Source organism: Pseudomonas fluorescens NCIMB 11764 (assembly GCF_000293885.2).
Classification (GTDB): domain Bacteria; phylum Pseudomonadota; class Gammaproteobacteria; order Pseudomonadales; family Pseudomonadaceae; genus Aquipseudomonas; species Aquipseudomonas fluorescens_B.
In genome coordinates, this window is record NZ_CP010945.1 from 1,789,017 (window position 1) to 1,810,830 (window position 21,814).

Genomic DNA, 21,814 nt, shown 5'->3' on the forward strand with positions numbered 1-21,814 from the left:
GAGGGAGCTTGCTCCCCTCGGCTGCCAAGCAGTCGTTGATCCTGAGCGCGCGGTGTCAATTTTGAAATAGGTCGGGAGCGCTTCGCTCTCCAGCGGGAGCAAGCTCCCTCGCCACAAAAGCCTTCATGTATTTTCGAAAGCCAGAAACGCAAAAACCCGCTTTCGCGGGTTTCTGTGAAACTCAAGGTCGTGACCTTGAATTTGAATTGGTGCCCAGAAGAAGACTCGAACTTCCACGACCTTGCGGTCACCAGCACCTGAAGCTGGCGTGTCTACCAATTTCACCATCTGGGCATAATCTTCAGCGTTGCCGCTGTTGATGTGGCGCACTATACGGAGAGCGTTTTGATCTGTAAACCCCTGATTTGGTTTTAATAAATCAGAAGCCTGGAATGCAAAAACCCGCTTTCGCGGGTTTTTGTGTGAGCCTTGAAATTGAACTAATCTCAAGCTCTAAATTGGTGCCCAGAAGAAGACTCGAACTTCCACGACCTTGCGGTCACCAGCACCTGAAGCTGGCGTGTCTACCAATTTCACCATCTGGGCAGTATCTACAGCGCTAGTGCGTCGTCGATGGCGCGCACTATACGGAGCGTCTTTTTAACTGTAAACCCCTGGCATCAAAAAAACCTGAAAAATATTACCAGTGGCATTCAAGTAAGCTTTTCGGTGTCGATAAAGGGCTTTAGATGGGCGCTCATAGCCTGAAATTTCCCGTTTCATTACGCCTATGCCAAACTAACCCGCATATAGACAAGGTGAAAACTCTCTAATGGCCGATTGGCAGTCCCTCGATCCCGAGGCCGCTCGTGAAGCGGAAAAATACGATAACCCTATTCCTAGCCGCGAACTGATCCTTCAGCACCTTGCTGATCGGGGTTCGCCTGCTAACCGCGAGCAACTGGTCGAAGAGTTTGGTCTGACCACAGAAGACCAGATCGAAGCCCTGCGCCGCCGCCTGCGCGCCATGGAGCGCGACGCTCAACTCATCTATACCCGTCGCGGCACCTATGCGCCGGTGGACAAGCTCGACCTGATCCTGGGCCGCATCAGCGGTCACCGTGACGGCTTCGGTTTCCTGGTCCCGGACGACGGCAGTGACGATCTGTTCATGAGCCCGGCGCAAATGCGTCTGGTGTTCGATGGTGACCGTGCCCTGGCGCGTGTTTCCGGCCTGGACCGTCGCGGTCGCCGTGAAGGCATGATCGTCGAAGTGGTCTCCCGCGCTCACGAAACCATCGTCGGCCGTTACTTCGAAGAGGGCGGTATCGGCTTCGTGGTGGCGGACAATCCGAAGATCCAGCAGGAAGTGCTGGTCACGCCGGGCCGCAATGCCAACGCCAAGATCGGTCAGTTCGTCGAAGTGAAGATCACTCACTGGCCGACCCCACGCTTCCAGCCGCAAGGCGACGTGGTCGAGGTCGTGGGCAACTACATGGCGCCGGGCATGGAAATCGACGTTGCCCTGCGCACCTACGATATTCCTCACGTCTGGCCTGAGGCGGTACTCAAAGAGGCCGCCAAGCTCAAGCCTGAAGTTGAAGAGAAAGACAAAGAGAAGCGCATCGACCTGCGTCATCTGCCGTTCGTGACCATCGACGGTGAAGATGCGCGCGACTTCGATGACGCGGTTTACTGCGAAGCCAAGCCTGGCAAGCTGCGCCTGTTCTCCGGCGGCTGGAAGTTGTACGTGGCGATTGCCGACGTTTCCAGCTACGTGAAGATCGGTTCGGCACTGGATAACGAATCCCAGGTTCGCGGCAACTCCGTTTACTTCCCGGAGCGCGTCGTGCCGATGCTGCCCGAGCAGCTGTCCAACGGCCTGTGCTCGCTGAATCCGCACGTCGATCGCCTGGCCATGGTCTGCGAAATGACCATCTCCAAAACCGGTGAGATGACCGACTACTGCTTCTACGAAGCAGTTATTCACTCCCATGCCCGCCTGACCTACAACAAGGTCAGCGCGATGCTGGAAACGCCGAAACTCACCGAGGCGCGTCAGCTTCGTGGCGAGTACAACGACGTTCTGCCGCATCTGAAGCAGCTTTACTCACTGTACAAAGTGCTGCTGGCCGCTCGTCACGTGCGTGGCGCGATCGATTTCGAAACGCAGGAAACCCGGATCATCTTCGGGACCGAGCGCAAGATTGCCGAAATCCGCCCAACCGTTCGTAACGATGCGCACAAGCTGATCGAGGAATGCATGCTGGCGGCCAACGTGGCCACCGCCGAATTCCTGAAAAAGCACGAAATTCCTGCGCTGTATCGCGTCCACGATGGTCCGCCGCCGGAGCGTCTGGAAAAACTGCGCGCCTTCCTTGGTGAGCTCGGCCTGTCCCTGCACAAAGGCAAGGATGGCCCGTCGCCGAAGGATTACCAGGCCTTGCTGGCGAGCATCAAGGACCGTCCGGATTTCCATCTGATCCAGACCGTCATGCTGCGCTCGTTGAGCCAGGCGGTGTACAGCGCCGATAACCAGGGCCACTTCGGCCTGAATTACGAAGCCTATACCCACTTCACCTCGCCGATCCGCCGCTACCCGGACTTGCTCACGCACCGGGCGATCCGCAGCGTCATCCATTCCAAGCAGAACACCCCGCACGTTCGCCGTGCCGGCGCGATGACTATTCCGAAAGCGCGCATCTATCCATACGACGAAGCGGCGCTGGAACAGCTCGGCGAGCAATGCTCGATGAGCGAACGCCGTGCCGACGAAGCCACCCGCGACGTGGTGAACTGGCTCAAGTGCGAGTTCATGAAAGACCGTGTGGGCGAATCGTTCCCGGGTGTGATCACCGCAGTGACCGGTTTTGGTCTGTTTGTCGAGCTGACCGACATCTACGTCGAAGGTCTGGTGCACGTCACCGCGCTGCCGGGCGATTACTACCACTTCGATCCTGTGCATCACCGCCTCGCCGGTGAGCGTACCGGTCGCAGCTTCCGCCTTGGCGACACTGTTGAAGTGCGCGTGATGCGCGTCGACCTCGATGAGCGCAAGATCGACTTCGAGATGGCTGAAAAAACCATCAGCGCACCGATCGGCCGCAAGAAGCGCGGGACTGAAACCGCTGCACCTGCTGCGAAAACGGCTGCTGAGCCGGCGCCGGCGAAAACCGGTCGTCGTCCTGCCAAGGAAAAGGCGGTCGAAGCCTATCGCCCGAGCGATGCTGCGGCGAAAAACGCTGAGCTGCGTAAAAGCCGTGAACTGAAGCAGGCGTTGCTGTCTGAAGCGAAAAGCGGTGGTAAAGCGGCGTCTGGGGGAAAGACCGGACGGTCGGCGCCTGACAAGGCTCCCGGCAGCAAGCCAAGCAAACACCGTAAAGGCCCGCCGAAAGCGGGCTCGGCCCCAGCCAAAAGCGGCGGGGCGCGTAAACCTAAGGCCAAGTCATGAGTCAGTTGGAAAAAATCTACGGCGTACATGCGGTAGAAGCATTGCTGCGTCATCACCCGAAACGCGTCAAGCAGATCTGGCTGGCTGAAGGCCGCAGTGATCCGCGGGTTCAGACGCTGATCCAGCTCGCTGCGGAAAATCGCGTAGCTGTCGGCAACGCCGAGCGTCGTGAACTCGATGCCTGGGTTGAAGGTGTGCACCAGGGCGTGGTGGCGGACGTGAGCCCGAGCCAGGTGTGGGGTGAGGCGATGCTCGACGAGCTGCTCGATCGTACCGACGGGGCGCCGCTGCTGCTGGTGCTTGACGGCGTGACCGATCCGCACAACCTTGGCGCTTGCCTGCGTTCGGCCGATGCGGCCGGCGCGTTGGCGGTGATCGTTCCGAAAGACAAGTCGGCCACGCTGACCCCGACGGTACGAAAAGTGGCCTGTGGCGCAGCGGAAGTGATTCCGTTGGTCGCGGTGACCAACCTGGCGCGTACCCTGGAAAAGCTCAAGCAGCGCGGCTTGTGGGTCGTCGGTACGGCGGGCGAGGCTGAGCAGAGTCTGTATCAGCAAGACATGACCGGCCCGACCATTCTGATCATGGGAGCGGAAGGCAGCGGCATGCGTCGCCTGACTCGCGATCTTTGCGACTACCTGGTGCACCTGCCGATGGCCGGCAGCGTCAGCAGTCTCAACGTGTCCGTGGCGACTGGCGTTTGCCTGTTCGAAGCCCAGCGCCAGCGCAGCGTCAAGGCTGCAGCGGGCGGCAAAAAGTCTTAAAGCGGTTGTAATCCCTGTGGGAGCGGGCCTGCTCGCGATAGCGGTGTAACATTCAGCATAAATATTGAATGTTGCGTCCTCATCGCGAGCAGGCTCGCTCCCACAGTGGTTTGTGTCAGGGCGAAAAGGAACGGTGTGAACGAACTGTTCAAATAATCACCAATTGCCTTGCACCTCTTCTGTCCCTTCTCTACAATTGCGCCCCTTGCTGTGACGGCAGGCACGCATGTGTCTATCGCAGGCAAGTCCATAAGTGTCATTCACTCCTTGTCTGACCGCTTTTGAGCGGCAGGCTACAACCCGTAAGGAGCATTCATGCGTCATTACGAAATCATCTTTTTGGTCCACCCGGATCAAAGCGAGCAAGTCGGCGGCATGGTTGAGCGTTACACCAAGCTGATCGAAGAAGACGGCGGCAAAATCCACCGTCTGGAAGATTGGGGCCGTCGTCAACTGGCCTACGCAATCAACAATGTTCACAAGGCTCACTACGTGATGCTGAACGTTGAGTGCACTGGCAAGGCCCTGGCCGAGCTGGAAGACAACTTCCGCTACAACGATGCAGTGATCCGTAACCTGGTCATCCGTCGCGAAGAAGCCGTTACCGGCCAATCCGAGATGCTCAAGGCTGAAGAAAACCGCAGTGAGCGCCGTGAGCGTCGCGACCGTCCTGAGCACGAAGGCGCTGAAAGCGCTGATAGTGATGACAGCGACAACAGCGATAACGCTGACGAGTAATCCACGGACCTTTTAAGGAGCCTATCAAATGGCACGTTTCTTCCGTCGTCGTAAATTCTGCCGCTTCACCGCTGAAGACGTGAAAGAGATCGATTACAAAGATCTCAACACTCTGAAAGCTTACGTATCCGAGACCGGCAAAATCGTTCCAAGCCGCATCACCGGTACCAAAGCACGTTATCAGCGTCAGCTGGCCACCGCTATCAAGCGCGCCCGCTTCCTGGCCCTGCTGGCCTACACCGACAGCCACGGCCGCTGAGACCGGGCAGTCGACACGTAGCAAAGGATTGAAAGCATGCGTGCCTTAGCTGAGTTCATCATGCGCGGCCGTATGCAGGCCACTCTCGTAGTGGCTGGATGCGCAACATTGCCGTTGTTGTATTGGTTGGGTGCTGCCGCCGGATGCCTTGTGCTCCTGCGGCGCGGATTGAAGGACGCCCTTGGCGTACTTGCTCTGGGACTGCTGCCGGCGTTGATCTGGTGGCTTTACTCCGATGACCCACGGGCACTCCTGGTGCTGCTGGGGTCTTCGAGCCTTGCGTTGGTTTTGCGCGCAAGCGAGTCCTGGAACCGCGTGCTGCTGGTCAGCATAGCGATGGGAGTGGTGTTTGCAGTGGTGCTGGGGACAGCTTTTGCTCCCCAAATCGAGATGCTGGCGCAGGCCTTGATAAAGGTCATGCCGTCGCTACTCGGTGATGTCTACCAGAAGTTGTCGGTAGACGAGCAAGCGCATTTTGCGTCCCTGATTGCACCGGTCCTGACCGGCCTGATTGCGGCCTTGTTGCAAATCGTCAGTGTGCTGAGCCTGATTGTCGGGCGCTACTGGCAGGCGTTGTTGTACAACCCGGGTGGTTTTGGTCGCGAGTTTCGCGCCATCCGATTCCCGCTTTTACCAGCGATGTTGCTGCTGGCGTGCATGCTTCTGGGGCCGAACATCGGTCCACAGATGGCCATGTTGACGCCGTTGTGCAGCGTACCGCTGGTGTTCGCCGGGCTGGCCCTGATTCACGGGCTGGTGGCGCAAAAGCGACTGGCCAGGTTCTGGCTGGTGGGGTTGTACGTCACGCTGTTGCTGTTCATGCAGCTGATCTATCCGTTGCTGGTGGTTCTGGCCATCGTCGACAGCCTGATTGATTTTCGCGGTCGTCTGGTGTCGAAAGACCCCGATAACGCGAACGGTGAAGGTTAAAAGTTAAGAGGATTTTCACATGCAACTGATCCTTCTGGAAAAAGTCACCAACCTGGGCAACCTGGGTGACAAAGTGAACGTTAAGGCTGGTTACGGTCGTAACTACCTGCTGCCTTACGGCAAAGCTACCGCCGCGACCCCAGCCAACCTGGCTGCGTTCGAAGAGCGTCGCGCTGAGCTGGAAAAAGCCGCAGCAGACCGTAAAGCATCGGCTGAAAGCCGTGCCGCCCAACTGGCTGAGCTGGAAGTGACTATCACTGCCACCGCTGGTGACGAAGGCAAGCTGTTCGGTTCGATCGGTACTCACGATATCGCTGATGCACTGACCGCCTCTGGCGTTGAAGTTGCCAAAAGCGAAGTTCGTCTGCCGAACGGCACCATCCGCAACGTAGGCGAATTCGACGTAGCCGTGCACCTGCACGCCGAAGTTGAAGCCACCGTACGCGTTGTCGTGGTAGCAGCTTAAGCAGCACTTGTCGGCTGGCACCCTCGGGTGCTTGCCGGTAACATCGGGCACGATCCTGTTTACAGGTCGTGCCCTTTGTCTTTCTGAACCCCCCAGCTTTTCTTAAATAAACCTAGTGGCCATGAACGATATCTCCGCTCCCGAGCAATACGATCTGCAAACCGCTGCCCTGAAGGTGCCGCCGCATTCCATCGAGGCCGAACAGGCTGTGCTCGGTGGTCTGATGCTGGACAACAACGCCTGGGAACGTGTGCTCGATCAAGTCTCCGACGGCGATTTCTACCGGCATGACCACCGCCTGATCTTCCGCGCGATCGCCAAGCTCGCCGACCAGAACTCCCCGATCGACGTCGTGACCCTTGCCGAGCAATTGGACAAGGAAGGTCAGACTTCGCAGGTCGGCGGCCTCGGTTACCTCGGCGAGTTGGCGAAAAACACGCCGTCCGTCGCCAACATCAAGGCCTATGCGCAGATCGTCCGCGCGCGGGCAACGCTGAGGCAACTGATCGGCATCGCGACCGAGATTGCCGACAGCGCCTTCAACCCGGAAGGCCGCACCGCTGAAGAGATTCTCGACGAAGCCGAGCGTCAGATTTTCCAGATCGCCGAGGCCCGGCCTAAAACCGGCGGCCCGGTGAGCGTGAATGACCTGCTGACCAAGGCAATCGACCGCATCGACACCCTGTTCAACACCGACAACGCCATCACTGGCCTGTCGACGGGTTACACCGACCTTGATGAAAAGACCAGCGGCCTGCAGCCAGCCGACCTGATCATCGTCGCCGGCCGTCCGTCCATGGGTAAAACCACCTTTGCGATGAACCTGGTGGAAAACGCCGTGCTACGCAGCGACAAGTGCGTGCTGGTGTACTCGCTCGAGATGCCAGGTGAATCGCTGATCATGCGTATGCTCTCGTCCCTCGGCCGCATCGACCAGACCAAGGTCCGTGCCGGTCGACTGGACGACGACGATTGGCCGCGCCTGACCTCGGCGGTCAACCTGCTCAACGACCGCAAGCTGTTCATCGACGATACGGCGGGTATCAGCCCTTCGGAAATGCGCGCGCGGACCCGGCGCCTGGTGCGTGAGCACGGCGATGTTGCCCTGATCATGATCGACTACCTGCAATTGATGCAGATTCCGGGTTCCGGTGGTGACAACCGGACCAACGAGATTTCCGAAATCTCCCGTTCCTTGAAAGCCCTGGCCAAGGAATTCAATTGCCCGGTGGTGGCGCTGTCACAGCTCAACCGCTCCCTGGAGCAACGACCGAACAAACGCCCGATCAACTCCGACCTCCGGGAATCCGGAGCGATCGAGCAGGATGCCGACGTCATCATGTTCGTGTACCGGGACGAGGTGTATCACCCGGAAACCGAGCACAAAGGCATCGCCGAGATCATCATCGGCAAGCAGCGGAACGGCCCGATCGGCACGTCGCGACTGGCGTTCATCGGCAAGTACACCCGCTTCGAAAACCTGGCGCCGGGCAGCTACAACTTCGACGACGAGTAACCCGGCAAAAACCTGTGGCAAAGCAGTTTTTGTGGCGAGGGAGCTTGCTTCCGCTTGAGTGCGCAGCGCTCACAAGATCTTGGGGCCGCTTCGCAACCCAGCGGGAGCAAGCTCCTTGGCCACAAAGGCGTGACCTTAAGATCGGCGCTCAAAACAACCACCGACATTTCCGACCATAGCCGTCGGAATTGGTTATTTTTTGTGCTATATTCCGCGCCCGCGATTTTTCATCTCAACACCGGTCATCGTCATGCAAACAGCCAAGCCGTTATTTGACTATCCCAAGTACTGGGCCGAATGTTTCGGTCCAGCGCCATTCCTGCCAATGAGCAGGGAGGAGATGGATCAGCTTGGCTGGGATTCGTGCGACATCATCATCGTCACCGGTGATGCCTACGTTGACCATCCGTCGTTCGGCATGGCGATCATCGGCCGGCTGCTGGAGTCGCAAGGTTTCCGCGTCGGGATCATCGCCCAGCCGAACTGGCAGTCCAAAGACGATTTCATGAAACTCGGCGAGCCGAACCTGTTCTTCGGCGTCGCGGCCGGCAACATGGACTCGATGATCAACCGCTACACCGCCGACAAGAAAATCCGTTCCGATGACGCCTACACCCCCGGTGGCCTGGCGGGCAAACGTCCGGATCGTGCGAGCCTTGTTTACAGCCAGCGCTGCAAGGAAGCCTACAAGAACGTGCCGATCGTGCTTGGCGGCATCGAAGCGTCCCTGCGCCGCATCGCCCACTACGATTACTGGCAGGACCGGGTGCGCAACTCGATCCTGATCGACGCCTGCGCTGACATCCTGCTCTACGGCAACGCCGAGCGTGCGATCGTCGAAGTTGCCCAGCGTCTGTCCTACGGTCACAAGATCGAAGACATCACCGACGTGCGCGGCACCGCGTTCATCCGTCGCGATACGCCGAAAGACTGGTACGAAGTCGATTCCACGCGCATCGACCGTCCGGGCAAGATCGACAAGATCATCAACCCGTACGTGAACACCCAGGACACTCAGGCCTGCGCCATCGAGCAGGAAAAGGGCCCGGTTGAAGACCCGAGCGAAGCCAAGGTCGTGCAGATCCTGGCGAGCCCGAAAATGACTCGCGACAAGACCGTGATTCGTCTGCCATCGGTTGAAAAGGTCCGTGGCGACGCGGTGCTTTATGCTCACGCCAACCGTGTGCTTCACCTCGAAACCAACCCGGGCAACGCCCGTGCACTGGTGCAGAGGCATGGCGAAGTCGACGTCTGGTTCAACCCGCCGCCGATTCCGATGACCACTGAAGAAATGGACTACGTGTTCGGCATGCCTTACGCACGTATCCCGCACCCGGCGTACGGCAAGGAAAAAATCCCGGCCTACGACATGATCCGTTTCTCGGTGAACATCATGCGAGGCTGCTTCGGTGGCTGCACGTTCTGCTCGATCACCGAGCACGAAGGCCGGATCATCCAGAACCGTTCCGAAGAGTCGATCATTCGCGAAATCGAAGAGATCCGCGACAAGGTCCCAGGCTTTACCGGCGTCATTTCCGACCTCGGCGGCCCGACCGCGAACATGTACCGAATCGCCTGCAAGAGCCCGGAAATCGAATCCGCGTGCCGCAAGCCATCGTGCGTGTTCCCGGGTATTTGTCCGAACCTGAACACCGACCACTCGTCGCTGATCCAGCTGTATCGCAGCGCCCGTGCCTTGCCGGGTGTGAAGAAGATTTTGATCGCGTCCGGCCTGCGTTATGACCTCGCGGTCGAGTCGCCGGAATACGTCAAGGAGCTGGTGACCCACCACGTCGGTGGTTACCTGAAGATCGCCCCGGAACACACCGAGGAAGGTCCGCTCAACCAGATGATGAAACCGGGCATCGGCAGCTACGACAAGTTCAAGCGCATGTTCGAGAAGTACTCCAAGGAAGCCGGGAAAGAGCAGTACCTGATTCCGTACTTCATCGCCGCTCACCCGGGCACCACCGACGAAGACATGATGAACCTGGCCCTGTGGCTCAAGGGCAATGGCTTCCGCGCCGACCAGGTGCAGGCGTTCTACCCGTCGCCAATGGCCACCGCCACCGCGATGTACCATTCGGGCAAGAACCCGCTGCGCAAGGTCACTTACAAGAGCGACGCCGTGACCATCGTCAAGAGCGAAGAGCAGCGTCGTCTGCACAAGGCGTTCTTGCGTTACCACGACCCGAAAGGCTGGCCGATGCTGCGTGAAGCGTTGACCCGCATGGGCCGCGCCGACCTGATCGGGCCAGGCAAGAACCAGCTGATTCCGCTGCATCAGCCGGCGACCGACAGCTATCAGAGTGCCCGTCGCAAGAACTCGACGCCGGCGGGCAGCCATAAAGTGGCGGGTGAGAAGACCACCAAGATCCTGACCCAGCACACTGGCCTGCCACCGCGTGCCAGCGATGGCGGCAACCCGTGGGACAAGCGTGAACAGGCCAAGGCGGCGGCATTCGCCCGCAACCAGCAGGCGGCCAAGGAGCGCAAGGATGCGGCCAAAGGCAAAGGACCCAAGCCTGCGCGCAAGCCGGTGGTACCACGGTAAACACTGACCGCTGACAACAGAACGCCAACCTTCGGGTTGGCGTTCTGCGTTTCTGGATCGGTGATCACCTGTGGCGAGGGCGCTTGCTCCCGCTCGACTGTGAAGCAGTCGCAAACCAGCTGGCACGTCTTGATAGAAGGGACTCATTACCTGATTCAGGGCCGCTGCGCGCCCCAGCGGGAGCAAGCGCCCTCGCCACAATGACGGCGTACACTCACTCCTGCGCCACAAATGCGTGCAACTCCCCCAAACCAATTCTCCGCATTGCCCGATTTTGGTGCTGTACTGCCTAAGCAAATCTATGAAAGCGCCAGCGCCACTGGATGGCATAAGTCTTGCGCGCTTTCGAATACGCTCAAGGCTCGCAGGAGGCACGCCGTGTCGATTCATGTCGCATTGCACCACGTCACGCATTACCGCTACGACCGCGCCGTCGAGCTCGGGCCGCAGATCGTTCGCCTGCGCCCGGCCGCCCACAGTCGCACGCGGATACTGTCGTACGCGCTGAAAGTCTCGCCCGAGCAGCATTTCATCAACTGGCAGCAGGATCCCCAGGGCAATTACCTGGCGCGGTTGGTGTTCCCGGAGAAAACCGCGGAACTGCGGATCGAAGTCGATCTGCTGGCAGAGATGGCGGTGTTCAATCCGTTCGACTTTTTCCTCGAGCCTTACGCCGAACAGATCCCTTTCGCCTACGCTGCCGACGAGCGCAAGGAACTGGCGCCGTACCTGGAAACCTTGCCGCTGACGCCGAAGTTCAAGGCGTATCTGGACGGTATCGACCGCACGCCGTTGCCAAGCGTGGATTTCCTTGTCGCGCTGAACCAGCGGCTGAGCGAAGACATTGGCTACCTGATTCGTATGGAGCCGGGTGTGCAAACGCCTGAACACACGCTTGAGCATGCCTCCGGTTCCTGCCGCGACTCGGCGTGGTTGCTGGTGCAATTGCTGCGCAATCTCGGGCTGGCCGCTCGTTTCGTCTCCGGTTACCTGATTCAACTCACCGCCGACGTCAAAAGTCTGGATGGCCCTTCTGGTACCGAGGTGGACTTCACTGATTTGCACGCCTGGTGCGAAGTCTATTTGCCGGGGGCCGGCTGGATCGGCCTGGACGCGACGTCGGGGCTGTTTGCCGGTGAAGGACACATTCCGTTGGCGTGTAGTCCCGATCCGGGCTCTGCGGCACCGATCAGTGGCTTGGTGGAACCGTGCGAGTGCGAATTCACCCATGAAATGTCCGTGGAGCGGATTTGGGAAGCGCCGCGGGTCACCAAGCCCTACACCGAGGATCAATGGCTGGCGATCCAGGCGCTGGGCCGGCAGATCGATGCCGACCTGCTGGAAGGCGACGTTCGCCTGACCATGGGCGGGGAGCCGACCTTCGTCTCCATCGATGATCCAGACGGCGCCGAGTGGAACACCGCTGCACTCGGGCCGGACAAGCGTCGCCTGTCCGCCGAACTGTTTCAGCGCATGCGCAAGCGTTACGCGCCCAAGGGCCTGGTGCACTTCGGTCAAGGCAAGTGGTACCCCGGCGAGCAACTGCCGCGCTGGTCGCTGAACTGTTACTGGCGTCGGGACGGCGTGCCGATCTGGCACAACAGCGCGCTGATTGCCGACGAGCAGGAAGACTACGGCGCCGATGGCGAGCTGGCGGGGCGCTTTCTGGCAAGTGTCGCCGAACGTTTGAAAATTCCGACACGTTTTGTGTTCCCGGCTTACGAAGACAATTTCTATTACCTCTGGCGCGAAGGCACGTTGCCGCAGAACGTCAGCGCCGAAGACTCACGACTGGAAGAGCCGCTGGAGCGTGCGCGTCTGCGTAAAGTCTTCAGTCAGGGGCTGGATAAAGTAATCGGCCAGGTCCTGCCGCTGGCGCGCACCGCCAAGGGCGATCAATGGCAAAGCGGTCGCTGGTACCTGCGCGATGACCACTGCCGCTTGGTGCCGGGGGATTCGCCGCTGGGCTATCGCTTGCCGCTGGGATCGCAGCCGTGGGTCAAGGCCGCCGAGTATCCGTTCATCTATCCCAACGACCCTAACCAGGAATTCCCGGCGCTTCCGGACACCCAGCAGCTGAACAGCCCCGGAGCCGCGGCTGAAGCGGTCGAGCGGGATCTGGAGGTCGACGAATCCGCCGACTGGCTGACGCGCACCGCGTTTTGCGCCGAGGCGCGGGAAGGGCGCTTGTACCTGTTCATGCCGCCGCTGGAGCGGGTCGAGGATTATCTGGAACTTGTCACCGCGATCGAGGCCACGGCGCAGGAATTGCACTGCCCGGTGTTGCTGGAAGGCTATGAGCCGCCGAGCGATCCGCGTCTGAGCAACTTCCGCATCACCCCGGACCCGGGCGTGATCGAGGTGAACGTGCAGCCGTCCGCCACATGGGACGAACTGGTCGAGCGCACCGAGTTTCTCTACGAAGAGGCGCGCCAGACCCGGCTGACCACCGAGAAATTCATGATCGATGGCCGACACACTGGCACCGGCGGCGGTAACCATTTCGTACTGGGTGGCGCGACGCCGGCTGACTCACCGTTTCTGCGTCGTCCCGACCTGCTGCGCAGCCTGATCAGTTACTGGCACAACCATCCGTCGTTGTCCTACCTGTTTTCCGGGCTGTTCATCGGCCCGACGTCCCAGGCACCGCGCGTCGATGAGGCACGCAACGATGCGCTGTACGAGCTGGAAATCGCCTTTGCACAAATGCCTGAACCGGGCGAAGAGTGCGCGCCATGGCTGGTGGATCGGTTGTTGCGCAACCTGTTGATCGACGTGACTGGCAACACCCACCGCGCCGAGTTCTGCATCGACAAGCTTTATTCACCGGACGGCGCGACGGGGCGCCTTGGTTTGCTGGAGTTGCGTGCCTTTGAAATGCCACCGCATGCGCGCATGAGTCTGGCGCAACAGTTGTTGCTGCGAGCGCTGGTCGCGCGATTCTGGCGCGAGCCTTATGCGCCGCCGAAACTGGCGCGCTGGGGCACTGAATTACACGACCGGTTCCTGTTGCCGCACTTTATCGAACAGGATTTCGCCGATGTCATCGTTGATCTCAACGCCTCGGGTTACCCCGTGCGGGCCGAGTGGTTTGCCGCGCATCTGGAGTTCCGCTTTCCCAAGGTCGGCGACTACGCCGTCAGCGGCATCGAACTGGAAGTGCGCCAGGCGCTCGAGCCGTGGCATGTGCTGGGCGAGGAGGGCGCCGTTGGTGGCACGGTACGGTATGTGGATTCTTCCCTTGAGCGTTTGCAGGTCAAGCTCACCGGCCTGCCGCCGCAACGTTATTTGCTGACCTGCAACGGCGTTCCGGTGCCCTTGCAGCCCACCGGGCGGGTTGGCGAGTTCGTGGCCGGCGTGCGTTTCCGCGCCTGGCAGCCGGCCAACTGCCTGCAACCGACCATTGCGGTCCATGCGCCGCTGGTGTTCGACCTGCTCGACACCTGGATGCAGCGGTCGCTGGGGGGCTGTCAGTACCACGTCGCCCATCCGGGCGGGCGCAACTATGACAGCTTGCCGGTGAACGCCAATGAAGCCGAAAGTCGGAGAATGGCGCGTTTCTTCCGCATCGGACACAGCCCAGGGAAACTTCCTATCCCGATTCTGGAAGTTAACGACGAGCTGCCGATGACTCTCGATTTGCGACGTTTCTAAACCGTACGCGACGCTCGGATTTTTCGTATATCCGGGCGTCATGAGCCTGCGTTAGTCTGACCGTTCCTTGCTGTCTGCCGAGCTTTCCATGCCTGACCTGCTAGACCGCTACCCGCTGACGGCGGGCACTTATCACGAACTGCTCGACAACAGCGGCGCGGTGCGTTTGCACTGGCGTCGGCTGTTCGACCAGTTGCAACGCAGTACGCCCGCGCAGCTGGTGCAGCGTCAGGCACTGCTGACCCGGCAGATCCAGGAAAACGGCGTGACCTACAACGTCTACGCCGATCCCAAGGGCGCGGATCGACCGTGGGAGCTGGACCTGCTGCCGCATGTGATCGCCGCGGATGAGTGGGCGCTGTTGTCAGCCGGGATCGCACAGCGGGCGCGTCTGTTGAATGCCGTCCTGGCGGATTTATACGGGCCGCAGCGGCTGATCGCTGAAGGCTTGCTGCCGGCTGAACTGGTGTTCGGTCACAACAACTTCCTCTGGCCCTGTCAGGGCATCACGCCGCCCGACGGGGCCTTTCTGCATCTGTATGCCGTGGATCTGGCGCGCACGCCCGACGGGCGCTGGTGGGTCACGGCGGATCGGACTCAGGCACCGTCCGGCGCGGGTTACGCCCTGGAAAACCGCACGATCGTGTCCCGGGCCTTCCCCGAGTTGTACCGAGATTTGAAGGTGCAGCATCTGGCCGGGTTCTTCCGCACGCTGCAGGAAACCCTGGCCCGTCAGGCTCCGAGCGATGATGAAGCGCCGTTGGTGGTACTGCTGACACCGGGGCGTTTCAACGAAAGCTACTTCGAACATCTGTACTTGGCACGGCAGCTCGGTTATCCGCTGGTGGAGGGTGGCGACCTCACGGTGCGCGATGCCACGGTGTACCTGAAAACCCTGAGCGGCCTGCGTCGCGTCCACGCGATCATGCGTCGCCTCGACGACGACTTCTGCGATCCGCTGGAATTGCGCACCGACTCTGCGCTGGGCGTGCCGGGCCTGCTCGAAGCCGTGCGGCAGGGGCGAGTGCTGGTGGCCAACGCGCTGGGCAGCGGCGTTCTCGAGTCGCCAGGACTGTTGGGCTTTCTACCGAGGATCAATCAATTCCTGTTCGGCGAAGAGCTGATTCTGCCCTCCATCGCCACATGGTGGTGCGGCGAAGCGCCGGTGCTGGCCCAGGCATTGGAAAAGTTGCCGGAGCTGCTGATCAAACCGGCGTTTCCTTCGCAGAGTTTTGCGCCGGTATTTGGCCGTGACTTGAGTGAAAAACAGCGCCAGACCCTTGCTGAGCGCATGCAGGCGCGACCTTACGCCTATGTGGCGCAAGAGCTGGCGCAATTGTCGCAGGCGCCGATCTGGCAGGCTGAGGACGGTCAGTTACAGCCTCGGGCGATCGGCATGCGCATGTATGCGGTGGCCAGTCGCGATGGCTATCGGGTGCTGCCCGGTGGTTTGACCCGTGTGGCCGCCGAGGCCGATGCCGAAGTGGTGTCGATGCAACGTGGCGGCGCGAGCAAGGACACCTGGGTGCTGGGGGATCGGCCACCGAGCGGCGAGCAGTGGAAAGCCCAGCGCAGCATCGGCGTGCACGACCTGGTGCGGCGCGATCCGTATCTGCCGTCCCGGGTCGTGGAAAACCTGTTCTGGTTCGGCCGCTACTGTGAACGCTGCGATGACAGCGCTCGGTTGCTGCGGATCATGCTGGCGCGCTACGTCGACGGCGATGACCCGCAAGCTCTGGAGGCGGCTGTCGAACTGGGCGAGCGGTTGATGTTGCTGCCCGATGAAGGCGAATTGCCTGAACGGCTACTGGCGGCGCTGCTCGGCGACGACTGGCCGTTCAGCCTGCGTTCCAACCTGCAGCGCTTGCAGTGGGCGGCTTCTCAGGTGCGCGGCAAGCTCTCGCGGGAAAACTGGCAGGCGCTGGTGGAGTTGCAGCGCGAGGCAATCGAGCTGGAAACCGAAGAGCCGGATTTCGGCGAGTTGCTGGATTTCCTCAACCGTCTGGTGATGTCGCTGGCGGCGCTGTCGGGTTTTGCCCTCGACGACATGACCCGGGACGAAGGCTGGCGCTTCCTGATGATCGGCCGGCGGATCGAGCGCCTGCAATTTCTCAGCGGCAGCCTGGCGGCGTTCCTGCGCGGTAGTGGTGCCTTCGACCAGGCCGGACTTGAATGGCTGCTGGAACTGGGCAACAGCAGCATCACCTACCGCTCGCGGTATCTGGCGGTGGCGCAATTGATTCCGGTGCTGGACCTGTTGCTGCTCGATGAGCAGAACCCTCACGCCGTGTTGTTCCAGCTGAAACTGGTCACTCGCACCCTCAAGCGGTTGAACGATGATTTTGCTGTGCCGCGCGAAGCGGGGCTGCCGCACTTGGTGGAACGGCTGGCGCGCTTCGATCTGGGGTGCCTGGAGAATTCGTTGTTCGGCGATGCCAGCGTTCGTGCCGCCATAGAGGGTCTGGCCGATCTGCTGCAAGAGATCGCTGACGCCAGCGGACAAGTGTCGGATCGTCTGGCGTTGCGCCATTTCGCCCATGTCGATGATGTCAGCCAGCGCACGGTGTCCGTCTGATGAGCGCCCGTTACCAGATTTTCCACGACACCCATTATCACTACGACAGCCCGGTGTCCCTCGCCCAGCAATTGGCACACCTGTGGCCGCGATCGTGTGCCTGGCAGCGCTGCACCGAGCAGCAATTGCAGATCAGCCCCGATCCGACATCGCGCCGGGACGAGCTGGATGTGTTTGGCAACCCGCTGACCCGACTGGCATTCGAGCGGCCGCACGATGAACTATTGGTCAACGCCCGGCTCACCGTCGAAGTGATGTCTCGGCCAACGCTGGATTTCAATCAATCCCCGGCCTGGGAAGACACCCGCAACGCACTGACCTACAGCAGTCAGCCGCTTTCTCCTGAATTGCTGGAAGCTTGCCGTTACCGGTTCGAATCGCCCTATGTGCATCTGAAGCGCAACTTCGTCGAGTTCTCGGAAAGTTGTTTCCCCGCGGGCCGTCCGTTGTTGCTCGGCGTTCAGGCGCTGATGGAGAAAATCTTCAGCGAGTTCACCTTCGACGCCGAAGCGACGCAGGTGGCAACGCCACTGGTGGAAGTGCTGGAGCGCCGGCGCGGGGTTTGCCAGGACTTCGCTCACCTGATGCTCGCTTGCGTGCGTTCCCGCGGGTTGGCGGCTCGTTACATCAGCGGTTACCTGCTGACTCAGCCACCGCCCGGCCAGCCACGGCTGATCGGTGCCGACGCCTCGCATGCCTGGGTTTCGGTTTTTTGCCCGATGCTGGGCTGGGTGGATTTCGATCCGACCAACAATGTGCAGCCGGCGCTGGAACACATCACCCTGGCCTGGGGCCGGGATTTCTCCGATGTCTCGCCGTTGCGGGGGGTGATTCTGGGGGGCGGTAATCACGACCCGGAAGTCCGCGTCACCGTAATGCCACTGGAGTAACGCAGGGCCAGCAGCGTAACTGCTGACCCTGGACACAGATCCGGTGGGCCTGATCAGATCATCGGGCCCTGAGGGTCTCAGGCGTCGGGCGCCTGATCTTTCGGTGCTTCAACATCACTTTCTGCGGCCACTTCACCGTCTGTTTCCGGGTTCAGTGCGGCGGCTTCTTCTTCAGCTGTAGCTTTCTTGCGCTGAAGCTTTTCCTCTTTCTTCTGCTCCTTGGCCAAGTCTCTCTGACGTTTGGCGAAGGAATAATTAGGTTTAGCCATGGGCGATCCTCTGGGGTCGAAGGTGAGGTTGAGCGGCGCATATTCTGCCCTGTATCGGTGCCGAGCCGTTAGCTGGGTTTTTGCTCTGTCCACTTTGGCACCACGGTCGGCTGCCAGGCATCCAGGGCATCGAGCAGGGTTTGCGGCGATTCGCTCAGTTGCAGCATGTCACGGTGCGCTTCGCGAACGAAGCCTTCGCCGACGATATGATCAAGAAAACCAGTCAATTTGCTGTAGAAGCCGTTCACTTCCAGCAGACCCAGTGGTTTGCCGTGGTAGCCGAGCTGGCCCCACGTCCAGACTTCGAACAGTTCCTCCAGAGTGCCCAGGCCGCCGGGCAATGCGATAAATGCGTCGCTGAGCTCAGCCATCCGCGCCTTTCGCGCATGCATGCCGTCGACCACTTCGAGGCGAGTCAGGCCGCTGTGGCCGATTTCCTTGTCCTTGAGGCTTTGCGGGATGATCCCGATCACTTCACCGCCGGCTGCCAGTGCAGCATCGGCCACAATCCCCATCAACCCCACGGCGCCGCCGCCATAGACCAGGGTCAACCTGCGCTCGGCCAATGCTCGCCCCAGGGCGACAGCCGCTTCACGATAAGCCGGGTTGGTGCCGGTGCTGGCACCGCAAAATACACAAACGGATGCTAAAGACATGCCTTGCTCCAGGGTCAGGATGGCCACAGAGTAAAGGCTGAGGCGCTGCGCTCCAAGGTCTAAACTTCGCGTTGGGACGTTTCACAGGTACCACTGGCGCCACAGGCATAAGCGGCGAGCAAACTGCACAAAAAGCTGTTGATCGACATGACAGACGCTCCATATTGGTGATGACGACCTGATGATAGGGCCGCCCTGGACGTCTGGCTGGTAGATTATTTGGATAGGTGTCATAGCTCTAAAGTTGTATACAATTTTTGATTCAGGTCATAGGAACTTGCGAAGTTTTCAGGCAGTCTTCTGTCCATTCGCACTTTTGTTTACCCCCGCCTTGGAGATTCACCATGTTTGCCAAACTTGTTGCGGTATCCCTGCTGACACTGGCCAGCAGTCAATTGATGGCTGCCGAGTGCAAGACGACCATCGACTCCACCGACCAAATGTCCTTCAACACCAAGGCCATTGAAATCGACAAAAGCTGCAAGACCTTCACCGTTGAACTGACCCACTCCGGCAGCCTGCCGAAAAATGTGATGGGTCATAACTGGGTGCTGAGCAAAGAGGCTGACATGCAGCCGATCGCCACTGACGGCCTGGCTGCCGGTATCGACAAGAACTATCTGAAGGAAGGTGATGCGCGCGTTATCGCCCACACCAAAATCATCGGTGCCAAGGAAACCGACTCGGTGACCTTCGACGTGTCGAAGCTTGATGCTGCCGAGAAATACGGCTTCTTCTGCTCGTTCCCGGGCCACATTTCGATGATGAAAGGCACGGTTACGCTGAAGTAAGCGAATCGGGTTCATAAAAAAAGCGTCCTGCGAGGGACGCTTTTTTTGTGCCTGACATTTGACCGAGTCATCGTTCATCGCTAGCAGGCTAGCTCCCACACTGGATCTGCGACACTCCGCAAGTCCCCTGTGGGAGCTAGCCTGCTAGCGATGTGGTCGGTTCAGGCGCCGCCCTTGCTTATGGTGCAAACGGCATCACGCGCTTGTGGTGGGTCTTTTTGTACGTATCGCAGATGATCTTGAACGCTTCCTCACGCACCGGCTCACCGTGCAGGAACGCATCGATCTCGGCATACGTCACGCCGTGGGACGCTTCGTCCGGCTTACCCGGCGACAGGTCTTCCAGGTCGGCAGTCGGGACTTTCTCCACCAGTGCTTCTGGCGCACCGAAACTGCGGGCAATGGCCCGGACCTGGTTTTTCACCAGGCCGCTCAACGGGGCCAGGTCGCAAGCACCGTCACCGAACTTGGTGAAGAACCCCATCACCGCTTCTGCCGCGTGGTCGGTGCCGATCACCAGGCCATGGGCCGCGCCAGCGATGGTGTACTGGGCGACCATGCGCATCCGCGCCTTGGTGTTGCCGAGGACGAAATCCACTGACACCGCGTGCTTGCCTTCGAAGGCTGCCACTTCATTGGCCAGGGATTTGACTGCCGGGCCGATGTTCACGGTGTGACGCTCGTCCGGCTTGATGAAATCCACCGAAGCCTGGGCGTCGTGTTCATCGAACTGGGTTTCATACGGCAGGCGCACGGCGATGAACTTGTAGTTGTCATCACCGGTGCGGGTGCGCAGTTCACGCATGGCGCGCTGGGCCAGCAGGCCGGCGGTCAGGGAATCGACCCCGCCGCTGATGCCGAGCACCAGGGTCTTGAGCCCGGAATTGACCAGGCAATCCTGGATGAAGGTAATGCGCCGGGCGATTTCCGCCTCGAGGGCGGCCTTGTCGGCGAATGGCGGTTGAACCTTGAGCTGCTCAGCAATCTCACGCTGTACGGCTTGCATGAATTCACTCCTTGCTTGGTGTGCTGGAAAGGGCGGCAGGAACTTTGAAAACGTGTCGCAAGTAGGCGACGAAATTCGGGTCTTTGCAGTGAGTCTTGCCAGGCTCGTCGGAGATCTTTGCCACCGGTTGGCCATTGCAGGCCGCCATTTTAAGCACGATGCTCATCGGTTCAACACCTGGAATATCGCACGTCAGGTTGGTGCCGATGCCGAAGCTGACATTGATCCGACCGCGTAATGCGCGAAATATTTCCAGCGCCTTGGGCAGCGTCAGACTGTCGGAGAACGTCAGGGTCTTGCTCATCGGGTCGATGCCCAGCTTTTGATAGTGGGCGATCGCCTTTTCTGCCCAGATCACCGGATCCCCGGAGTCATGGCGCAGGCCGTCGAAGAGTTTGGCAAAGTACAGGTCGAAATCGTTGAGGAAGGCATCCATGGTGATGCAGTCAGTCAAGGCGATCCCCAGCAGGCCGCGGTATTCGCGGACCCAGCAATCGAGGGCGGCAATCTGGCTGTCGATCAGTCGCGGACCGAGTTGCTGGTGGGCCATGATCCATTCGTGGGCCATGGTGCCCAGCGGTTTCATGTCCAGTTCCCGGGACAAATGCACGTTGCTGGTGCCGACGAAACGTCCGGGGAAATCGTGCTTGAGCACGTTCACCACTTCTTCCTGCACACGGTACGAAAAGCGACGGCGGGTGCCGAAATCGGCTACTTGCAATTCCGACAATTCGTCGCTGCTGGCGTTGGCGGTCAGCCAGTCGAACTTGCGATAAAGTTGCTCGCGCGCTTGCTCCAGAACGATGTCCCGGTAGCGATAGCGGTTGCGCACTTCGCTGACGATGGACAGCAGCGGGACTTCAAAAAGAATCACATGCAGCCAGGGCCCGCGCAGGCGGATAAACAGCTCGCCGTTTTCGATGCCGGTGTGGACGTAGCGCAGGTTGAAGCGGAACAAGCCGAGGAAGCGCAGGAAATCCGGCTTCATGAAGCTGATGCGCTCCATGAAACTCAACTGGTCGGCGCTCAGGTTCAACTCGGCGAGGCGCTCGATCTGAAAGCGGATTTCCGCCAGGTACGGGCGCAGGTCTTCACTGTTGCGGCAACGGAACTCCCATTCGACGTCCACGTTCGGGTAGTTGTGCAGCACCGCCTGCATCATCGTCAGTTTGTAGAAGTCGGTGTCGAGCAGGTTCTGCACGATGCGATCGGCAAACACACTCTCGCTCATAACGGGGTTCTCCAGGCTGGCCGCGGCCCGTGGCAGTGGCGTTGCAGCTGTTTCAATGAATGGGGCTAGTGGCGCATATCCGCGCGGGGTATTGCCAGCGATTTTTGCATCGCAGCAGATCCCT

General features: G+C 60.0%; 16 protein-coding genes and 2 tRNA genes. 12 read left to right on the forward strand and 6 right to left on the reverse strand.

Annotated features, from left to right (window positions below):
* Positions 1-207: 207 nt before the first annotated feature.
* A tRNA-Leu gene (locus B723_RS08170) sits at positions 208-294 on the reverse strand.
* A 165-nt stretch (positions 295-459) separates the two neighbouring features.
* Positions 460-546 (reverse strand) — tRNA-Leu (locus tag B723_RS08175).
* 226 nt (positions 547-772) lie between these two features.
* Here B723_RS08175 and rnr point away from each other — a divergent pair.
* The 11 genes from rnr (at position 773) to B723_RS08235 (ending at position 17,737) form a co-directional block, all read left to right on the forward strand.
* Complete coding sequence (gene rnr / locus B723_RS08180; RefSeq protein WP_017336261.1) at positions 773-3,391, forward strand: ribonuclease R; 2,619 nt, start codon at positions 773-775, stop codon at positions 3,389-3,391.
* Complete coding sequence (rlmB, locus tag B723_RS08185) at positions 3,388-4,155, forward strand: 23S rRNA (guanosine(2251)-2'-O)-methyltransferase RlmB (RefSeq protein ID WP_017336262.1); 768 nt, start codon at positions 3,388-3,390, stop codon at positions 4,153-4,155. The genes rnr and rlmB overlap by 4 nt, the downstream gene beginning before the upstream one ends.
* 315 nt (positions 4,156-4,470) lie before the next feature.
* Positions 4,471-4,893 carry a 30S ribosomal protein S6 gene (rpsF, locus tag B723_RS08195; RefSeq protein WP_003217491.1) on the forward strand — a complete coding sequence of 141 codons (423 nt, stop codon included), beginning with the start codon at positions 4,471-4,473 and terminating at the stop codon, positions 4,891-4,893.
* A 28-nt stretch (positions 4,894-4,921) separates the two neighbouring features.
* Positions 4,922-5,152: a 30S ribosomal protein S18 gene (rpsR, locus tag B723_RS08200; RefSeq protein WP_002551829.1), complete on the forward strand. Its 231-nt coding sequence runs from the start codon at positions 4,922-4,924 to the stop codon at positions 5,150-5,152.
* A gap of 36 nt (positions 5,153-5,188) precedes the next feature.
* Complete coding sequence (locus B723_RS08205) at positions 5,189-6,082, forward strand: hypothetical protein (protein ID WP_017336264.1); 894 nt, start codon at positions 5,189-5,191, stop codon at positions 6,080-6,082.
* A 19-nt stretch (positions 6,083-6,101) separates the two neighbouring features.
* A complete protein-coding gene (rplI, locus tag B723_RS08210; RefSeq protein ID WP_007939577.1) occupies positions 6,102-6,548 on the forward strand; it encodes a 50S ribosomal protein L9 in 447 nt (148 codons plus the stop codon).
* A 121-nt stretch (positions 6,549-6,669) separates the two neighbouring features.
* The gene (gene dnaB, locus B723_RS08215) at positions 6,670-8,064 is read left to right on the forward strand and encodes a replicative DNA helicase (RefSeq protein WP_017336265.1); all 1,395 of its coding nucleotides are present in this window, start codon (positions 6,670-6,672) and stop codon (positions 8,062-8,064) included.
* 250 nt (positions 8,065-8,314) lie between these two features.
* On the forward strand, positions 8,315-10,618 hold the full coding sequence (locus B723_RS08220) for a YgiQ family radical SAM protein (protein WP_017336266.1): 2,304 nt from the start codon (positions 8,315-8,317) through the stop codon (positions 10,616-10,618).
* Positions 10,619-10,996: 378 nt separating this feature from the next.
* On the forward strand, positions 10,997-14,272 hold the full coding sequence (locus B723_RS08225; RefSeq protein WP_017336267.1) for a DUF2126 domain-containing protein: 3,276 nt from the start codon (positions 10,997-10,999) through the stop codon (positions 14,270-14,272).
* 88 nt (positions 14,273-14,360) lie between these two features.
* Positions 14,361-16,847 carry a circularly permuted type 2 ATP-grasp protein gene (locus B723_RS08230; protein ID WP_017336268.1) on the forward strand — a complete coding sequence of 829 codons (2,487 nt, stop codon included), beginning with the start codon at positions 14,361-14,363 and terminating at the stop codon, positions 16,845-16,847.
* On the forward strand, positions 16,847-17,737 hold the full coding sequence (locus B723_RS08235) for a transglutaminase family protein (protein ID WP_017336269.1): 891 nt from the start codon (positions 16,847-16,849) through the stop codon (positions 17,735-17,737). The genes B723_RS08230 and B723_RS08235 overlap by 1 nt, the downstream gene beginning before the upstream one ends.
* A 77-nt stretch (positions 17,738-17,814) precedes the next feature.
* On the opposite strand, the gene B723_RS08240 is transcribed toward B723_RS08235, so the two are convergent.
* Positions 17,815-18,006, reverse strand: coding sequence for a hypothetical protein (locus tag B723_RS08240; protein WP_017336270.1), 192 nt, complete (start codon positions 18,004-18,006; stop codon positions 17,815-17,817).
* 68 nt (positions 18,007-18,074) lie between these two features.
* Positions 18,075-18,662: a TIGR00730 family Rossman fold protein gene (locus B723_RS08245; protein WP_017336271.1), complete on the reverse strand. Its 588-nt coding sequence runs from the start codon at positions 18,660-18,662 to the stop codon at positions 18,075-18,077.
* Positions 18,663-19,006: 344 nt separating this feature from the next.
* Here B723_RS08245 and azu point away from each other — a divergent pair, with 344 nt between their 5' ends.
* Positions 19,007-19,453 (forward strand): azurin, encoded by a 447-nt coding sequence (azu, locus tag B723_RS08250; protein WP_017336273.1) that lies wholly within the window; start codon positions 19,007-19,009, stop codon positions 19,451-19,453.
* 178 nt (positions 19,454-19,631) lie between these two features.
* On the opposite strand, the gene nadE is transcribed toward azu, so the two are convergent.
* Together nadE and pncB are read right to left on the reverse strand one after the other, a co-directional pair.
* Positions 19,632-20,459, reverse strand: a complete 828-nt coding sequence (gene nadE / locus B723_RS08255) for an ammonia-dependent NAD(+) synthetase (RefSeq protein ID WP_017336274.1) — start codon at positions 20,457-20,459, stop codon at positions 19,632-19,634.
* Positions 20,460-20,463: 4 nt separating this feature from the next.
* Entirely contained in the window at positions 20,464-21,690 is a 1,227-nt protein-coding gene (pncB, locus tag B723_RS08260; protein ID WP_017336275.1) for a nicotinate phosphoribosyltransferase, read from the reverse strand.
* Positions 21,691-21,814 lie beyond the last annotated feature (124 nt).

Excerpts from the sequence above, each read along its gene's own strand:
- rnr (WP_017336261.1), top strand. The coding sequence starts at position 773 with ATGGCCGATTGGCAGTCCCTCGATCCCGAGGCCGCTCGTGAAGCGGAA.
- rlmB (WP_017336262.1), top strand. The coding sequence starts at position 3,388 with ATGAGTCAGTTGGAAAAAATCTACGGCGTACATGCGGTAGAAGCATTG.
- rpsF (WP_003217491.1), top strand. The coding sequence starts at position 4,471 with ATGCGTCATTACGAAATCATCTTTTTGGTCCACCCGGATCAAAGCGAG.
- rpsR (WP_002551829.1), top strand. The coding sequence starts at position 4,922 with ATGGCACGTTTCTTCCGTCGTCGTAAATTCTGCCGCTTCACCGCTGAA.
- B723_RS08205 (WP_017336264.1), top strand. The coding sequence starts at position 5,189 with ATGCGTGCCTTAGCTGAGTTCATCATGCGCGGCCGTATGCAGGCCACT.
- rplI (WP_007939577.1), top strand. The coding sequence starts at position 6,102 with ATGCAACTGATCCTTCTGGAAAAAGTCACCAACCTGGGCAACCTGGGT.
- dnaB (WP_017336265.1), top strand. The coding sequence starts at position 6,670 with ATGAACGATATCTCCGCTCCCGAGCAATACGATCTGCAAACCGCTGCC.
- B723_RS08220 (WP_017336266.1), top strand. The coding sequence starts at position 8,315 with ATGCAAACAGCCAAGCCGTTATTTGACTATCCCAAGTACTGGGCCGAA.
- B723_RS08230 (WP_017336268.1), top strand. The coding sequence starts at position 14,361 with ATGCCTGACCTGCTAGACCGCTACCCGCTGACGGCGGGCACTTATCAC.
- B723_RS08235 (WP_017336269.1), top strand. The coding sequence starts at position 16,847 with ATGAGCGCCCGTTACCAGATTTTCCACGACACCCATTATCACTACGAC.
- B723_RS08240 (WP_017336270.1), bottom strand. The coding sequence starts at position 18,006 with ATGGCTAAACCTAATTATTCCTTCGCCAAACGTCAGAGAGACTTGGCC.
- B723_RS08245 (WP_017336271.1), bottom strand. The coding sequence starts at position 18,662 with ATGTCTTTAGCATCCGTTTGTGTATTTTGCGGTGCCAGCACCGGCACC.
- azu (WP_017336273.1), top strand. The coding sequence starts at position 19,007 with ATGTTTGCCAAACTTGTTGCGGTATCCCTGCTGACACTGGCCAGCAGT.
- nadE (WP_017336274.1), bottom strand. The coding sequence starts at position 20,459 with ATGCAAGCCGTACAGCGTGAGATTGCTGAGCAGCTCAAGGTTCAACCG.
- pncB (WP_017336275.1), bottom strand. The coding sequence starts at position 21,690 with ATGAGCGAGAGTGTGTTTGCCGATCGCATCGTGCAGAACCTGCTCGAC.